The sequence below is a fragment of the Vibrio sp. SCSIO 43136 genome (assembly GCF_023716565.1).
GTDB lineage: Bacteria > Pseudomonadota > Gammaproteobacteria > Enterobacterales > Vibrionaceae > Vibrio.
This window is the reverse complement of sequence record NZ_CP071848.1, coordinates 1,888,423-1,903,147: the sequence shown is the minus strand read 5'-3', so window position 1 is coordinate 1,903,147 and position 14,725 is coordinate 1,888,423. Positions and strand designations below refer to the sequence as shown.

25 protein-coding genes are annotated in these 14,725 nt (G+C 47.9%); 24 read left to right on the top strand and 1 reads right to left on the bottom strand.

The window, feature by feature from the left end; genetic code table 11:
* Window positions 1–123: 123 nt before the first annotated feature.
* A complete protein-coding gene (locus tag J4N39_RS08925) occupies window positions 124–717 on the bottom strand; it encodes a helix-turn-helix domain-containing protein (protein ID WP_252018257.1) in 594 nt (197 codons plus the stop codon).
* A gap of 122 nt (window positions 718–839) precedes the next feature.
* On the opposite strand from J4N39_RS08925, the gene J4N39_RS08920 reads away from it, so the two are divergent.
* From J4N39_RS08920 to J4N39_RS08805, 24 genes are all read left to right on the top strand, one after another.
* Entirely contained in the window at window positions 840–1,085 is a 246-nt protein-coding gene (locus J4N39_RS08920; protein ID WP_252018254.1) for a helix-turn-helix domain-containing protein, read from the top strand.
* Between the two features lie 267 nt (window positions 1,086–1,352).
* Window positions 1,353–1,523: a hypothetical protein gene (locus J4N39_RS08915; protein ID WP_252018252.1), complete on the top strand. Its 171-nt coding sequence runs from the start codon at window positions 1,353–1,355 to the stop codon at window positions 1,521–1,523.
* Between the two features lie 99 nt (window positions 1,524–1,622).
* Window positions 1,623–2,624 (top strand): hypothetical protein, encoded by a 1,002-nt coding sequence (locus tag J4N39_RS08910; RefSeq protein WP_252018249.1) that lies wholly within the window; start codon window positions 1,623–1,625, stop codon window positions 2,622–2,624.
* 22 nt (window positions 2,625–2,646) lie between these two features.
* Window positions 2,647–2,964, top strand: coding sequence for a hypothetical protein (locus J4N39_RS08905; protein WP_252018247.1), 318 nt, complete (start codon window positions 2,647–2,649; stop codon window positions 2,962–2,964).
* A gap of 49 nt (window positions 2,965–3,013) precedes the next feature.
* Window positions 3,014–3,208: a hypothetical protein gene (locus tag J4N39_RS08900; protein ID WP_252018245.1), complete on the top strand. Its 195-nt coding sequence runs from the start codon at window positions 3,014–3,016 to the stop codon at window positions 3,206–3,208.
* A gap of 16 nt (window positions 3,209–3,224) precedes the next feature.
* A complete protein-coding gene (locus tag J4N39_RS08895) occupies window positions 3,225–3,674 on the top strand; it encodes a NinB/YbcN family protein (RefSeq protein WP_252018243.1) in 450 nt (149 codons plus the stop codon).
* A gap of 39 nt (window positions 3,675–3,713) precedes the next feature.
* Entirely contained in the window at window positions 3,714–4,310 is a 597-nt protein-coding gene (locus tag J4N39_RS08890) for a recombination protein NinG (protein ID WP_252018241.1), read from the top strand.
* Window positions 4,310–4,699 (top strand): hypothetical protein, encoded by a 390-nt coding sequence (locus tag J4N39_RS08885; protein ID WP_252018239.1) that lies wholly within the window; start codon window positions 4,310–4,312, stop codon window positions 4,697–4,699. The genes J4N39_RS08890 and J4N39_RS08885 overlap by 1 nt, the downstream gene beginning before the upstream one ends.
* Window positions 4,700–4,901: 202 nt before the next feature.
* Window positions 4,902–5,129: a hypothetical protein gene (locus J4N39_RS08880; RefSeq protein WP_252018237.1), complete on the top strand. Its 228-nt coding sequence runs from the start codon at window positions 4,902–4,904 to the stop codon at window positions 5,127–5,129.
* Window positions 5,119–5,610 carry a hypothetical protein gene (locus J4N39_RS08875; RefSeq protein WP_252018235.1) on the top strand — a complete coding sequence of 164 codons (492 nt, stop codon included), beginning with the start codon at window positions 5,119–5,121 and terminating at the stop codon, window positions 5,608–5,610. Before J4N39_RS08880 ends, J4N39_RS08875 begins: the two co-directional genes overlap by 11 nt.
* A gap of 40 nt (window positions 5,611–5,650) precedes the next feature.
* Window positions 5,651–5,929 (top strand): hypothetical protein, encoded by a 279-nt coding sequence (locus J4N39_RS08870; protein ID WP_252018233.1) that lies wholly within the window; start codon window positions 5,651–5,653, stop codon window positions 5,927–5,929.
* Window positions 5,926–6,156: a hypothetical protein gene (locus J4N39_RS08865; RefSeq protein WP_252018231.1), complete on the top strand. Its 231-nt coding sequence runs from the start codon at window positions 5,926–5,928 to the stop codon at window positions 6,154–6,156. Before J4N39_RS08870 ends, J4N39_RS08865 begins: the two co-directional genes overlap by 4 nt.
* Entirely contained in the window at window positions 6,119–6,301 is a 183-nt protein-coding gene (locus J4N39_RS08860) for a hypothetical protein (protein ID WP_252018229.1), read from the top strand. Before J4N39_RS08865 ends, J4N39_RS08860 begins: the two co-directional genes overlap by 38 nt.
* Window positions 6,302–6,398: 97 nt before the next feature.
* Complete coding sequence (locus J4N39_RS08855) at window positions 6,399–6,809, top strand: hypothetical protein (RefSeq protein ID WP_252018227.1); 411 nt, start codon at window positions 6,399–6,401, stop codon at window positions 6,807–6,809.
* Window positions 6,810–6,819: 10 nt separating this feature from the next.
* Window positions 6,820–7,047, top strand: a complete 228-nt coding sequence (locus tag J4N39_RS08850; protein ID WP_252018225.1) for a hypothetical protein — start codon at window positions 6,820–6,822, stop codon at window positions 7,045–7,047.
* 60 nt (window positions 7,048–7,107) lie between these two features.
* The gene (locus tag J4N39_RS08845) at window positions 7,108–7,581 is read left to right on the top strand and encodes a terminase small subunit-like protein (RefSeq protein WP_252018223.1); all 474 of its coding nucleotides are present in this window, start codon (window positions 7,108–7,110) and stop codon (window positions 7,579–7,581) included.
* Between the two features lie 63 nt (window positions 7,582–7,644).
* Window positions 7,645–9,096: a terminase large subunit domain-containing protein gene (locus tag J4N39_RS08840; RefSeq protein WP_252018221.1), complete on the top strand. Its 1,452-nt coding sequence runs from the start codon at window positions 7,645–7,647 to the stop codon at window positions 9,094–9,096.
* Window positions 9,090–11,174 carry a portal protein gene (locus tag J4N39_RS08835; RefSeq protein WP_252018219.1) on the top strand — a complete coding sequence of 695 codons (2,085 nt, stop codon included), beginning with the start codon at window positions 9,090–9,092 and terminating at the stop codon, window positions 11,172–11,174. The genes J4N39_RS08840 and J4N39_RS08835 overlap by 7 nt, the downstream gene beginning before the upstream one ends.
* Before the next feature lie 69 nt (window positions 11,175–11,243).
* Window positions 11,244–12,047 (top strand): hypothetical protein, encoded by an 804-nt coding sequence (locus J4N39_RS08830; protein ID WP_252018217.1) that lies wholly within the window; start codon window positions 11,244–11,246, stop codon window positions 12,045–12,047.
* A gap of 15 nt (window positions 12,048–12,062) precedes the next feature.
* Entirely contained in the window at window positions 12,063–13,334 is a 1,272-nt protein-coding gene (locus J4N39_RS08825; protein ID WP_252018215.1) for a P22 phage major capsid protein family protein, read from the top strand.
* A 55-nt stretch (window positions 13,335–13,389) separates the two neighbouring features.
* The gene (locus J4N39_RS08820; protein WP_252018213.1) at window positions 13,390–13,530 is read left to right on the top strand and encodes a hypothetical protein; all 141 of its coding nucleotides are present in this window, start codon (window positions 13,390–13,392) and stop codon (window positions 13,528–13,530) included.
* An 8-nt stretch (window positions 13,531–13,538) separates the two neighbouring features.
* Window positions 13,539–13,985, top strand: a complete 447-nt coding sequence (locus tag J4N39_RS08815) for a packaged DNA stabilization gp4 family protein (protein WP_252018211.1) — start codon at window positions 13,539–13,541, stop codon at window positions 13,983–13,985.
* Between the two features lie 2 nt (window positions 13,986–13,987).
* Complete coding sequence (locus J4N39_RS08810) at window positions 13,988–14,293, top strand: hypothetical protein (protein WP_252018209.1); 306 nt, start codon at window positions 13,988–13,990, stop codon at window positions 14,291–14,293.
* Entirely contained in the window at window positions 14,286–14,696 is a 411-nt protein-coding gene (locus J4N39_RS08805) for a hypothetical protein (RefSeq protein ID WP_252018206.1), read from the top strand. Before J4N39_RS08810 ends, J4N39_RS08805 begins: the two co-directional genes overlap by 8 nt.
* Window positions 14,697–14,725 lie beyond the last annotated feature (29 nt).

Below are 14,725 nucleotides of genomic sequence, written 5' to 3'. Positions count from 1 at the left end.
ATTTAACTAAAAGTAAAATTCAGATCAAGCTTTAATTAATAACTTTTAAGTAATAAATTTTCTTCAGACGTAAAAAAGCCCCAGTGATGGGGCTATAGAATTGGTTAGGATGCGCTTAGTTATTTAAGGTTTTGCGCTGTAGGCGGCCACTCTGCCAATTACGCTCATGTCTTCATTAAGCTCTGTGTAGCGGAATTGCTCTGGAATGCCACTTGCAGTTGCTTCCAGCATGATAGCAGCGCCCATGTTTCGGTACCGCCTAACCAGTAATGTGTTTTGCTGGTCTCTTACCAGGGCGAACTCGCCTGAAGCTGGCAATACTCCTTGCTCAACAAACACAAGGCACTGATTTGGTAATGAGATCATGTCATCAGAGATATGTAGAGCAATTAAGTTCTCACCGTCTACTGGAGAGCCAATTGGCACAGTTGCCTTAAACCCTGATGGCTCACTCTGATCTGGAATGATTACTGTTGCGGAACTTATGTGTTCAGTTGGCGCATCGTCTTCAACTGGGCCTCTTCCGAGAATCAACCAGTTGATCGAGCACTTTAATGACTTAGCAAGCTTGATCGCTGTTGTGGCTCTGACGTTTGTTGCTTCGCCATTTCTGATTCGCATCATGGTCACCGAGGTCACTCCGGCTTCTCTGGCCAACTGCGCCTGGCTAATCCCAACAACATGCATTCGCTCGTTTACTCGCTCACCTATACCCATAGTTAGTTACTTATTGTCCAATTGAACCAGCAATTTTAATTAATTTTTGTTTCGTTAGCGGTTGTTGTCTTGTCATTGTTATTACTTTTAAGTATATTCCAAAGAGTTAATTGGAGGTTTGAATGGAACGTTTTAGTAAAGCTGCATTCTCCAGAGTATTACGTTGCTTTAACTCTCAGTCAGAAATGGCAAGAGCATTTGGAGTCACACCCGTTTCAGTTCATCGCTGGAAAAAACTTGGGTTACCAGAGCTTAGAGCGTTGCAGGCAGACAAATACCTTGGTGTGCAGTACGAACCAAAAGAATACGACTTTGACTGCGCACCTCTGCTTAGCAATAGGCTCGAGCAGGAGAAGAACGCAGCATAAACAAAGCCCTTTAGCAGTAGGAAGGGCCCATATAAAAAATCTTTGACGAGGCGGATATGGAATTACGGGATTATTCAACATTGATAAAGGAGCGATCACGAGTAGGTAAAGCAGGACTACCGGATGAGCTTGTTAGGGAAGAACACATCAAGGTTCGACCTTACAAACAAACTATCGACCAATTGAAAGGGTTATCTAAAGAAACTGGGATACCCGTAGCAGTGATTGCGATGTATCTGATTGACAAAGGAACAGAGGGACTAATCGATGAAATTGACAGAGAAGCAAGCGTGTGAGGCTGGAGAGGTGCTTGAAAAATTAGATGTGGGTGACAGCAGTTGCCCTCGTTTTCAGGCATTGGCACGTGTGATAGCTCGTGATTGTGCGGCGGGGGAGGTGACTAATTCAGCCCCTGTATTAGAACCATCGGAACAATAAGCAAATAACCCGCCTGAGTGACCGCTCGTTGGCGGGTTATGCAACAAACAGGTTAATTATGAAGCATTTAGATCACATTGCAAGTGCCAGGGGCGACTCATGGCAATAATTCGCAAGAAGCGCGAGTCGCATTTTACCACCATCAGCAATGTTGTTTTTCAGCGCAACCAACTGTCATTTCAAGCGATGGGAATGCTTGGTTATTTGCTGTCAAAGCCAGACAACTGGCAAGTGAGTGTAGCGGAGCTTCAGAACGTTACCAAAGGCTCAGCCAAACCAACGGGCCGAGAGGGTGTTTACAACATTCTAAAGGAGCTAAAGAGCTCTGGTTTTGTGGTTACTCAGAAGCAATCCTCGGGAGAAATGGATTACTACGTTTTTGACGAGCCGGTGCAGGAAATTGAGCAGGATAAAAAGCCTAATTCGGCTAAGCCTAATCAGGCTAAGCCTAATACGGCTAAGCCGACACAAGTAAATACTGATCTTAAAGTAAATAAAGATCTTAATAAAAAAAGTACCAAAAAAAATGGTTTGGACTTCACGCCACTTGGATTCACTGATGAGCAAGTCGAAGAGTTCAAGCAGCTTCGCAACAACGCCAAGGCTCCGATCACTCAGCGTGTGATTGCTAGTCACGGCAAGCAGTTCGATCAAACCCGTCAAGCGGGATACACCAACGACCAAATTCTAGACCTATGGGCGGACAGAGCGTGGAAAGCGTTCCGTTACGACTGGTTTATCAACGCTATGCAGAACAACGGAGCGTTTAGCCATGCAGAAAATCGACAAGTTAATTCCCAGTCAACATCAAGCCTTGCAATCGAAGAGTCAAAACTCAGCCGAGACGACAAAGCAATCCTCGCAACACTGCGAGAGCATGGAGAGCAAGCTTGCTTACGAGCTGGCGTTTCAGCGGAACATGTTGGGCGCTTACGGAAGTTCGTGGGTTCATCAAACTCTACCGGCTTCATGGTCGAGGGAGATTTTGAAGTACTCGCCAGAGCAGTTGACCAAGGCCATTCACAAAGCCCAGCGGGTTTACAAAGACTTCCCGCCAACGCTGGGCCAGTTCGTGGAGATTTTGGAGGGGAGATATTTTGATTTTGATGCTGCGTACTGGCGAATGGTTCGAAAGCAACCAGAGGGCAGGGCAGAGCGATATGTCTCTGGCGAGATGGGTTTCAACCTGCGCCAGATGCGAGACGAAAAGGCTCGGAGAGAGTTTAAGTCCCTGCTAACCGAGGCGATTGCCAGAGAGCAACGAGGTGAGCTTGTCTTGCCTGAGGAGCTTCGAGGTAAAGCGTTACCCAAGGCATCAGCCATCAACACCAACGACCTAGCAAGGCAACGAGCAAACGAGCTAGGTCTAGATAAACCAGAGAATTTTCGCACCGGAAGCGTATTTCAACGTATTGCGGAGCGAGCAAGGCAGGGAGCATAACCATGGATGGATTCAACGCAATGGTGCGGTTCGGTAAGCAGGAGGCTGTATGAGTCAAGTTCAGTGGTATTCAAACAGTATATGCATGGCAGTGAGAAAGCCTTTGCCTTTAGAGCCTGAGAAAAACTTCTACCGAGCTGTTGCACAGTGTGTGGAGTTTGCTGGCAATGAGCCGAGCTTTATGGGAATCAAGCTGGCGATCATCGCCGTGGATAGTGAAAAACGCTTAGTGGTGAGTGCATGAGAGAGGGGTGTTTGTAATGGCTCAAGAGTTCTTAATCCGCAACACGGAAGAGCTGACTCAAATTGTATCGTACATCCACGATCACTTTGAGAGCAGCAACAAGCCGATTAAAACCAAGCTTACCCAGTACGGGAGGCGCAGCTTGTCACAGAACGCTTTCCAGCATGTGATTTACGAGAAGATTAGTAAGTTTCTAATCAGTCGAGGTCGAGAGGAATGGACACCCGCATTCGTCAAAGAGAACCTCAAGAATAAATTCTTAGGGTGGCATGAGAAACAATACATCGACGTAGAGACGGGTCAGAAGCTCGTTAGAAGTGTTTTACGTAAAACTTCGAACCTAGACAGGGGTGAGGCGTTTCACTTCACCACGGCGATTCTAGAGTGGTCTGAGTCGATTGGTTGTCGAATAGAAATTCCGGCTGAATGTGAATACAGGGAGTTGATGAATGCACAGTGTCAGTAATCTAGCTAATTCAGCCCCTGGTATGAGTGAGGTGTAAGCATGGCGAAACAACCAATCTGTAAACAGTGCGGCAAGCCTTTCGAGCGAACCTACCGATCAACTCAACAAGTGTGCTCGATTAAGTGTGCTCGTGAATTTGGCAAGGCCAAGGTCGAAAAGCGTAATAAGCGTGAACAGGTCAAGGTTGAGCGGGAAAAACGCCGCAACCTGAAAGAGCGCAAACAGGCTCTCAAAACTCGCACTCAGTGGCTCGATGACCTCCAAAAGTGGGTAAACAAATACGTTCGCCTACGTGACCGAAATGAACCGTGCTGCACCTGCGGTACCACAAACCCAAACATCAAGTACGATGCCGGGCATTTTCGAACTCGTGGCGCATCACCAGAGACTCGCTTTGAGTTGATGAACATCCACAAACAATGCTCGGTTAAATGTAACCTGCATGGCTCTGGAATGCGCTTGGAGTATCAAGAGTTCTTGATAGCCAAGTACGGACAGGACAAGGTTGACTGGCTTAACGGCAAGCATCCAAGCCTAAAGGAGCAATATCCAACCATTGACTCCATCAAGGCAGAGATTGCGAAGTTTAAGGCTATGTGCAAGGAGCTGGAACAGAGATACAAGGAGGTGGCGTGATGGAAGAACCCGAACTACACAAGATGCTAAGGAATTGGGGAAAGTGGGCAAGCAATGCCACCGGAACAGGATACCATTGCCCACTTGCTGACTATGACCAAGAGGCTAACCTTACCAGTGACCAGATCGAGGAAGCATTCCTTGTTGATAAGGCAGTAGCCAGAACCAAGACGCTAAACGAGAATTACCCATTCTTGTTGTATCAGCATTTTGTGAGAGGGAAATCTGCGAAAACCATCCATGCGGATTGGATGGGTGTCTATACCAAATGCAAAGCAATGGGAGGAGAGGGTAAAAAGCCACCTAGTGTTACTGTTCTCAAGTCTCAAATTGAGGTTGCAGCTGCTGCATGTGGGGGATATTTGCTCGGATTATGTGATGCAGCTTAAAAGTGTGATGAAGATATTGATTTAATTAAAGTTATCCACAGATTTAGTGTTGATTTGGTCGGCCGAAAAGTGCATAATTTATGTCACGTTGGGGTTTAGTGAATCCAACACAGAATTATATAGGCTCAGTTTTCGGACTGGGCCTTTTTTGTATCTAATACAGCCCCTCACATTGAGGGGCTTTTTCGTTTTTGGGGTTCTTATGTCTAACACTGCGACAGCAACAGCTATGGTGTCGGGCGTAAGCTCAGCAGCAGTAGCACACCAGATGACAACCAACCCACCATCGATCATGCGAGCTGTGCTGATTGATTTTGGTGAGTACGCACTTTATGCGGGTGACTTACTAACGATTGTGGGTATTGGTGTAGCGGTACTATCAGCAAGGGCGGCATTAAAGCGGCCAACAGGGAAGAAAGATGGATCTTAAGCAGTTACTAGAAGAGGTCGTGCGACCTACTTTGAAGAAATTGGGTATGCATAGCGCATCAGCGGAGCAGCTGGTGATGGGAACCATTGCCCAAGAGAGCCGTGGTAAGTACATCAAGCAGCTTGGTAGTGGCCCCGCACTTGGTTTGGCTCAGATGGAGCCGTCAACGCATGATGACATTTGGCTTCACTACCTCAACTACAAGCCAGTACTGGCAGAGAAAGTCTCCGAACTGGGTAGCGTGGTAAACATGCGCAGCTTTGGTGGTCAACGCTCACCATCTCACTTGGAGTTAGTAACCAACTTGGCCTACATGGTGGCTATGTGTCGCATTCACTATCGACGCAAGCGAGAGCCACTACCAAAGGCAGGCGATATTGCGGCGTTGGGACATTACTGGAAAACGCACTACAACACACCATTAGGGAAGGGAACAGTATCCGAGTTCGTCGAACACTTCCCCAAGGAACTATTTACTTAACAGGCGGCCAATCGGTCGCCTTTTTTATTGGAGGGACACAATGAAATTACTAACGCAGTTCTTTGCAGCTATGACGGCACTATCAGCAGTCTTGTTTGCTTCTGTGGCTATTGCTTCCACTGGTGCAGCCCCGCCGCCTGACACTCCCTCATGGGTGTTAACGGTATTAGGCGCACTTGGTGCAGTAGTAACGGCGGTTGCTCACATCGATGCGCAGTTACCAGAGGGGTTTAAGCGACGGTGGCCTTGGTGGGCTGTAGTGGCTTGGGACTTTCTCGCTGGTAACTACAAGCACTCTAAGAACGTAGGTAGCCCATGAAGTGGCTAAAAGCTGTCCCTGTTATCGGTCAATTGGTGTTGAAGCTAATTAACTATTTGGAACAGCGCAAACTCAAACAGCAGTTAGAACAGCAGGAGCAAGAGCGGGATGAGATTAAGCGTGACCCTTATATTTCCCACAAGCGTCGCTTTGGCCGCAGCTCTGGCAGGGTGTCAATCGGCAGCGACGATGACAGCTACGGCTTTCAAAGCGATTCATCCGATTGAGTGTAAGCCAACTGCTCCAGTTCTTGAGTGGTACGAGGTAGAAGGTGGTGGTGTTTACTACACAGATAAGTCATTCACTAACCTTCAGCTCTACATCGAGGACTTAAACGACTGCATTGACTACCACCAGACAAGACCTGGCTAGGTGGTTAATACAGGATTCGAGATGCAACGCTTTACAGAGAGCCTTCCAACGAGGGCTCTCGATAAAGCTAATCAACTAATCATCAATAGGAGCACCAATGGAAAAGTTCATCGGGATTAAAGAGATTCAGGCCATTCCAATGAATCGCCTGGCATACAGCCAATACCGTGGCTGGAAACTACCAGAAGACGAGAACGGCGAAGACCAGGGTTATTTGGTCGAGTACCTAGACGGCGGCGAATCTAACCACCCAGACCATAAAGGCTATATCTCATGGTCACCTAAGGATGTGTTTGAGCGAGCTTATGCTGATGTTGATGACAACGAAAGCGGCATCATGGCGCTCTTCAAGTATGAGCATCTACCACCACATCTTCAAGAAGTCAGCAAGCCACTTGGCCAACTAGCCAGGATCATGGACGCACTGCCTGATGGTGCGGAGAAAAGCGCTGGTCTTCGCAAGTTGCTTGAAGCCAAAGACTGCTTTGTTCGAGCAAAACTAACTTAGGAGGCAAACCATGGATTTCGCTCTACGATTCACACTATTGCAGCTGCTCAATAACGACATTGAGGCTTATCGAATAGCTCATGCATTCGTTGCTGACACTCAGAACAAATATGACGTTTTCAAACTCGCTTACGAGGAAGCGTTGCCAGAAGTAAACCACGACATCTCCTCTGCAGCTTCAGTAGCTGCTGATAAGGCGCTGGTTCGTTGGAACTTGCTTAATGAGGGCGCAGCCTAGCGGTAACCCAAACACACCAACCCGTCCTAGTGGCGGGTTTCTTATTTAAGGCAGGTTGATATGAAGAAGAGAGGAAGGCCAAGTAGCTACACAGTGTGGAAGGGGCGAGCTATCTGTATTCGTCTAATGATGGGCGAATCACTTCGATCAATCTGCGACCGCAAATATTACCCAAGCAAGATGTCTGTTCTTCGCTGGCTCCAAAGCAACGAGGAATTTCGTGCCCAGTACACACAGGCACGAGAAGTTCAGCAAGAACTTTTACTTGATGAGATGTTCGAGATTGCTGATGACGCTTCAAACGACTACATGGAGCGCACTGGCAAAGATGGCGAGTGTGTTGGCTACCAGATTAACGGCGAGTACGTTCAACGCTCCAGACTTCGCATCGATACACGCAAATGGGTAATGGAGCGCATGGCCCCGAAGAAGTACGGAGCCAAGCAGCAAGTCGAGCACAGCGGTTCGATCTCATCGATGCCGGATGAAGTGCTAGACGACAAAATTGCAAAACTAATCGCAAAAACTGCATAGGTTGGCGTTTGAGTGGAAAATATTGAGGGTTTTTACCCTAACAACTGAATAAACGGTGCATAAATGACGTTGCCGCATGGCCTTTCACCACAAGAAAAGCAAGAGCTGCTAGTTCTGCTTGAGGAGCGTGAGAGGCGAGCAAAGAAGTTTCGATACAAGAAAGTATTCGAAATGCTCTATGGCTGGCAGCGTGAGTTTATTGCAAATACCGCCGAGTTCTCTGAGGTATGTCTCTGTGCGGCTAACCGTATTGGTAAGACCTTCACTGGTACTTACATCGATGCGATTCACGCCTTGGGTGATTACCCAGATGACTGGGATGGTCACAAGTTCGAACATGCCCCGTTAATCTGGTGCTTGGGTTACTCAGGCGAAAAGACCCGTGACCTTCTCCAGATGGAGATATTCGGCATCAAGGGAGAGGATGGTTTTGAAGGTGGTTTAGTTCCACCGGAGAGGATCCTTTCTTGGGAGTCGATGACCGGCACACCTGGTGCAATGCGAACTGTCCGAGTTCAACATGCTTCAGGTGGTGTTAGCACGGTTCAGTTCTGGTCTTACTCGCAAGGCCAACATGCACTGATGGGTGACTCCGTTGATTGGTTCCATATCGATGAGGAGCCAAGAGACCAAGCCATTCACCCTCAGGTGCTTACTCGTACCGCAACAGGTGATAAAGGGTTAGGTGGTCGAGGTATCTTGACCTTTACCCCAGAGAATGGCCGCACCGACTTGGTTATCAAGTTCATGGATAACCCGGGCAAAGGTCAGAAGTTCATGCAGAAGGGCTGGGACGATGCTCCACACCTTTCTGAGTCGGTTAAGGAAAAGCTCCTAGAGTCATTCCCACCGCATCAACGTGATATGCGTACCAAAGGCATCCCAATGCTTGGTCATGGCCGTATCTACGATATGAGCGAAGACTTCATCACGGTAGAGCCTTTCGACATACCAAAGCACTGGCATGTAATCGGGGGGATGGACTTTGGTTGGGATCACCCACAAGCCCAGATTCGCCTCGCTATCGACCTAGACACAGACACCATCTACCTAACTCACGCTTGGAAGTGCGAACGAGTATCTGCAAACGATGCTTGGGGCGCTGTTAAGCCGTGGCAGGAAGGTGTTCCTATCGCATGGCCACATGATGGCTTGATGCATGAAAAGGGTCGAGACAACTCCAAGCAGCAAAAAGACCACTACGAAGATGCAGGGTTCAACATGCTGTTTGACCGTGCAACTTGGGACGGTACCAGTAACTCGGTAGAGCAGGGTATCTATGAGATACGTGAACGACTCCAGCGGGGCAAGTTCAAAGTATTCCGTGGTGTTCGAGCTTTCTTTGATGAGTTCAATCAATACCACCGAGACGACAAAGGCAAGATTGTGAAGGTTCGTGATGATGTGCTCGATGCAGTTCGTTACGGCTACATGATGCGCCGCTTCGCTATTCCTCTTGGTGAGGTTGGCGAACAGTTTGAAGCAGAAGATATAGAGTTTGATTCACTATGGTAAGCAGATTTGAAGATCATAAATCAGTAAAGGAGCGATTGCTTAGGTCGCAAGAAGCCGAAACTGATAAACGACAAGAGGCAAGAGACGCTGATCACTTCTGCTTTGACAAAGATGGTCAGTGGGAACAGAACGTAGTCCAGAAGATGGGAGGTCGCCCTCGATACACATTCGATAAGGTATCACCCATCATCGAGGACATTATGGGTGAGGTGGAAGATATGGAGTTTGCCTCCCGTATCGACCCAGCTGGTGATGGCGCTGACAAAGAAACAGCGAAAACCATTGCTGGTATTGTTCGCTACATTGAGAACCTATCTAAAGCTCCACGCATTTACCAAAACGCTACTCGTCGGATCATTCGCCGTGGTATCGACTTTGTGCGAGTCAAAACCGACTGGGCAGAGGGTGACAGGTTTGAACAAGACATCTTCATCACTCAGGTTAATAACTCAGTTGATAGAGTTTGGCTTGGCCCTCACGAAGAACCGGACGGCTCTGATGCTGATGAGGGCTGGCAGCTCCATGTGATCCCAACGGATGAGTATGAACGCCTATGGCCTGAAGGTTCCAAGCAATCGGTAGAGGATAACGTCCTATCCACAACGTACTGGTATAAACGCAAGTATGTAACGGTAGGAGAATACCTCTACAAAAAGCCTTTCGATAAAGAAATCGCATTGATGAGCAATGGGGCAACCTATGAAGTTGATGAGAACTTTGAAAAGGTTACCGATGAGCTAAGAGCTGAAGGCATCACCGAAGAACGTCGCAAACCTGTTAAGTCTTACAAGGTTTACTCACGATTCTTTGATGGTGGTGATTGGCTAGAGGGTGAGAAAGAGCTCCCATTCGTAGGTATCCCACTGGTGCCTGACTACGGCAACTTTGATGTGGTAGAGAACAAGCTCATCTACTCGGGCATCGTCTTCAAGCTGATGGATGCACAGCGTGTTTATAACTACGCTCGCAGCCGTGAGATTGAAGAGGGAGCACTAGCACCTCGCAAGAAGTTGATGATGACCAAGAAGCAAGCCAAAGGTCATGAGAAACAACTCAAGAACATGAATACCAGTGCTGACCCTGTGCAGTTCTTCAACCCAGACCAAGAGGCTGGAACGGTTCCTTTCGAAACGGCAGGGCCACAAGTTAACCCAAACCTAGCCAATACAGCGGCAGCAAGTAACCAAGACATGCTAGAGCAGTCGGGTACCACACCAGCAATGCAGGGTGCTAACCCCATGTATCAATCTGGTGAGGCTATCAAGCAGCAAATAAGCAAAGGCGACACCAAAACAGTTCGCTGGCTTAACTGCACCTCAGTCATGATTAAGCGAGTTACTGAGCTGGTTATCAGTGCAATCCCTAAGGTCTACGACACTAAGCGCCAACTGCAGATCATTAACAGCGATGGCACCGATGAGGTGATTACCATTAATGAAGAGATATTTGATTACCAATCTGGTCAGATGGTCACGCTTAACGACACCTCTAGAGGTAAGTACAGCGTAGAAATCAACGTAGACCAGGCATTCAAGTCTCGTCGTGCAGAAGCAGCACAACGCCTAACCGCAATGGCCGAAGTAGACCCAGCAATTATCCAAGAGGCTGGGGATATTATTTACAGCTCCCTAGATATTCCTGATTCAGACAAGATCTCCGAGCGTAAACGTGAGCAGATGCTTCAGGCTGGCTTTATTCCTGAATCCCAAATGACGGACGAAGAGAAAGAGAAGACTAAAGCAATGGCAGAGCAGGCTGCACAACAGCAGCAAATGGATCCTGCCATGATGCTTGAGATGAAAAAAGCTGAGGGTGAAATCCTCCGAGAGCGAAACCGAGAAAAGCAGCTGGAGATTGATGTAATTAAACTTCAACAGCGTGATTCTGAGCTAGCACTCAAAGCAGAAAGCCAGCAGATGGATAACATGACCAAAGCCGCTGGTATTGATGAGAAAGTCGCTAAGACCGCCGAAACATGGGCGAAAACCGAAGTGCTTACAGGTGAAGCACAAGGCAAGCAACTCGACAACCTCCAAAAAGTCACACCACAAGTCACCGTGGTTGCAGGCGCTCAATAGCCTGCACCACAAAGCCCACCAGAGCTATATCTGGGCTTTTAATCCGCATTAAGCGCAAAGGAAAAAACTATGAGTACATTAGAGCTGAATGGTTCAGAGCTTGACGGTCAAACTACGCCTGAACAGGGCGAAATTTTAAATCAAGAAACTGAGCAGCCGGAGATCAGCCCCGGTCAGGAAGCCCAACCTGAGCAAAGCGGGAATGGCGTACAGCAGCGCATCAATAAACTTACCGCCGACAAGTACGCTGAGCAACGTCGAGCTGACGATCTTCAAGCGAAGCTAGATGCAATGGAAAGTGGTCAGCCGCAGGCTAAAGCACCAGTTGCAGCCGCAGAGCTTCAAGCCCCAACGTTGCCAGACGATCTCTATGATGAAACTGCAATGCAGAAATACCATCAAGACATGATCGCCTTCAACAAGCAGGCCGCTGAGAGTTCGGTTAAATCGGTGCTTGAGCAGCAAAACCAAACTCAGCTTCAACAGCAACAAGAACAGCAGCAACAACAAGCCATCCAGCAATATGGTCAGCGTGGCCTAGATGCTGGTTTAACGATTGAAGAACTGCAGCATGCTGACAAGGTTGTTGGTCAGTCAGGTATCTCCTCAGAAGTCGCAACGTTCCTCATTCAAGATGAGCACGGCGCACAGATGGTGGATTACCTCGCCAAGAACCCAGCAGAACTGCACGAGCTTGCACAGATGAACCCAATGCAAGCCGCAGCGAAGATCTCAACCACCCTCAAAACCAAAGCCCTTTCGGTTAAACCAAAAGTCACTCAAGCCCCAGACCCAGCAACGCAAGTTAACGGCGGTGGCCAACGAGAGATTGACCCATTTGATGCAGCGTTCCCTGACGCACAAATTAGCTAATGTAGGATAAAAGCAATGCCAAACAATTTAGAAAGCAATGTAATGCCTAAGCTGCTTAAGCAGTTTACGAAGAACTTCATCTCAAGCACGATCCTGTGTAACACCGTATCTCGCCAGATGGTGAATGATATTGATGCCTCAACGGGTGGCATCGTAAAAATGAAACGTTCAGCTCAATATGTTCCACAGCGTACGCCAGATGGTGACATGACGAACAAAGAAAAGAACCCAATCAAAGTTGGCTCTGTTGTTGCAGAAGTTGGCGAGTACATCACTGTATTCTGTGAGTGGCAGCAAGTAGAGCAAGCCCTTAAGTTAGACCAACTAGATGAGCTATTAAATCCTATTGCTACGGATATGGCTGTAGAGTTGGAGTCAGAACTTGCACACCGAATGAACCTTGCGGCGGCAAACCAATCTGGCGTGGCAGACAAAGCCATCTCCAAATGGAAAGATGTTGCGACCATTGGTGCTCTAATGAAAGAGCTTGGTTTCCCTTCTGGCAATAGCTACTGTGCAATTTCTAACTTTGATGAAACCAATCTTGCCGACCTACAAACCCAGCTTGGCGTAAATGATGAAGTTCGCAAGGCATGGGCTAAGGCTACAATCAAAGAGAACTTTGCAGGCATTGATCGAGTTCTTTCGACAAACAACTTGCCGGAGTATCAAGCAGGTACCCAAGTCGGCAGCATGACGGTGAAAACCACTGTTCCAGGTACATACAACACCTATAAAGATACTTACCAAATGACGGTGGTTCTTACAGGTGCTACGGCTACCACTGGCACGCTTAAGGCTGGTCAAACACTGACGTTCGCTGGCTCTAACCTGCTGAACTTCCGTAACCGCAAGGTTGTGCGCAAAGATGGCTTGCCAGTTAAATTCACAGCAACGGTAATGGAGGATGCTGTAGCAACGAGTGGTGGTGACATCACAGTTAAACTTTCTGGTGCTGCAATCCATGAGAGTGGCGTTAATGGTGCATTCAACACAGTAGACAAAGTTCTAACGGCTGGTGACGCTGTAACTGTTAATGCTACTGCTAACCAGTTCTACCGTCCTGCACTGGCTTACCATAAAGACTTCTTCGGTCTTGGTACTATTGTGCTTCCAAAGCTGCACGCTACAGATTCAAGTGTTATCCAGATGCCTGACACGGGCTTCTCAATTCGTGTTCACCGCTTCTCGGATGGTACCGCAAACAAACAGATGGTTCGTTTCGACCTGCTTCCAGCATTTGCTTGCTTCAACCCGCACTTGGGCTTGAAAGGTCAAGGTAACTAATCACCAATCACTACTCTGAGGGCTTCGGCCCTCTTTTTGTTTTAGGAGAAACACAATGGATCGCATGAGCGTATTTATCTATGCCGATAACCAAGAAGGCCATGTGCAGGCAGTTATCAAGGTCGTTGACTTTGAACACTACGAAAAGCTTGGCTTCGTTGATGACGTAACCAAGGTAACTAAACCGAAGAAATAGGATCTCTTATGACCATCGAAAAGGGAATGGTCGTTAGTGGGGCAATCAAGGAACTGGCGCTTGCGGGTACCTTGCTTAGCCAATCCCCAGACGACACCCAAGATGGCTTAGATATGCTGGATGACTTGGTAGCTAAGATCGTTGCTGACGGCTTGGCTCTCCAGTACTACCAACCAGAAGAGTATGGTTGCTCATCTGCAGATGATGATTCTGGTTTGGAAGTCTACGCAGCGGCATGCCTAAAGCCATTGCTTGCACTTGAGTTCTGCTCTAGCCGTGGCCTTGAACCGCCTATGATGGTTGCCACACGAGCAGGTGATGCCATGAAAACGCTAGAGCACAAACTGGTAACAGTCGAACCCTCTGAATACCCGGGCACCTTACCAATAGGATCTGGAAATGAAGGAACCGGCTTCTTGTATCAAAACAAGTTTTACCCAGAGCCTGAGGAGTAGCCATGAACATAGACCTAACTGAAAACATCGATAAGTGGGTTGATATCACCGGAGCGATAAAGGCGGTTGATACTGCAGTCATCAGCGCTATGTATGCCAAAGGTACGGGATACATTCAGTTAGCGCTTCGCTCATCCGCTCCTGATGAGTTCGATCTTGGTGATGCTCGCTTGGTGGCTGAGGAGAAATCTCCGCTCTGCTTCTTGAGAGTTACAGGGGAGACAGGCAAAAAGCTTTATGCTCGATTGCCATTTTGTAACCCTCAACACAAAGCTGTCATCCATTTTAACGCCAGCGCTTATGTTTAGAGTTGTCACTTACCCAGATGTACCAGGTCTATTTAATACTGCTCAAGACGTATCAAATGACACGGTGCATCACTACAAATGGACCATTGGCAATGGTTCTGGGTACCACGGCTTTGCTCAAGGGGCTTTTGGCAAGATAACCCCAGCAACTTGGCTTGGTCATGTGGGAGCAACAATAGGGCAGTTAACCGCTCACTCAACGAATGGAACCATTGAACTACGCTCTTCGGCTTCGACTCGTTGGAGAGCATGTGAAACCGTGATTATCGATATTCAAGGCTATGGAGCTATCAACCTTAACTGGAATGGCACCACGCACTATGCAGCCTTAGACCTTGCAGCTGCAGCCTACATTGTCGGCCAAGATGGCAAAGAGCTCGACATCACCATCACTGGCGTATAACAACCACTTTCGGGTGGTTTTCTTTTATC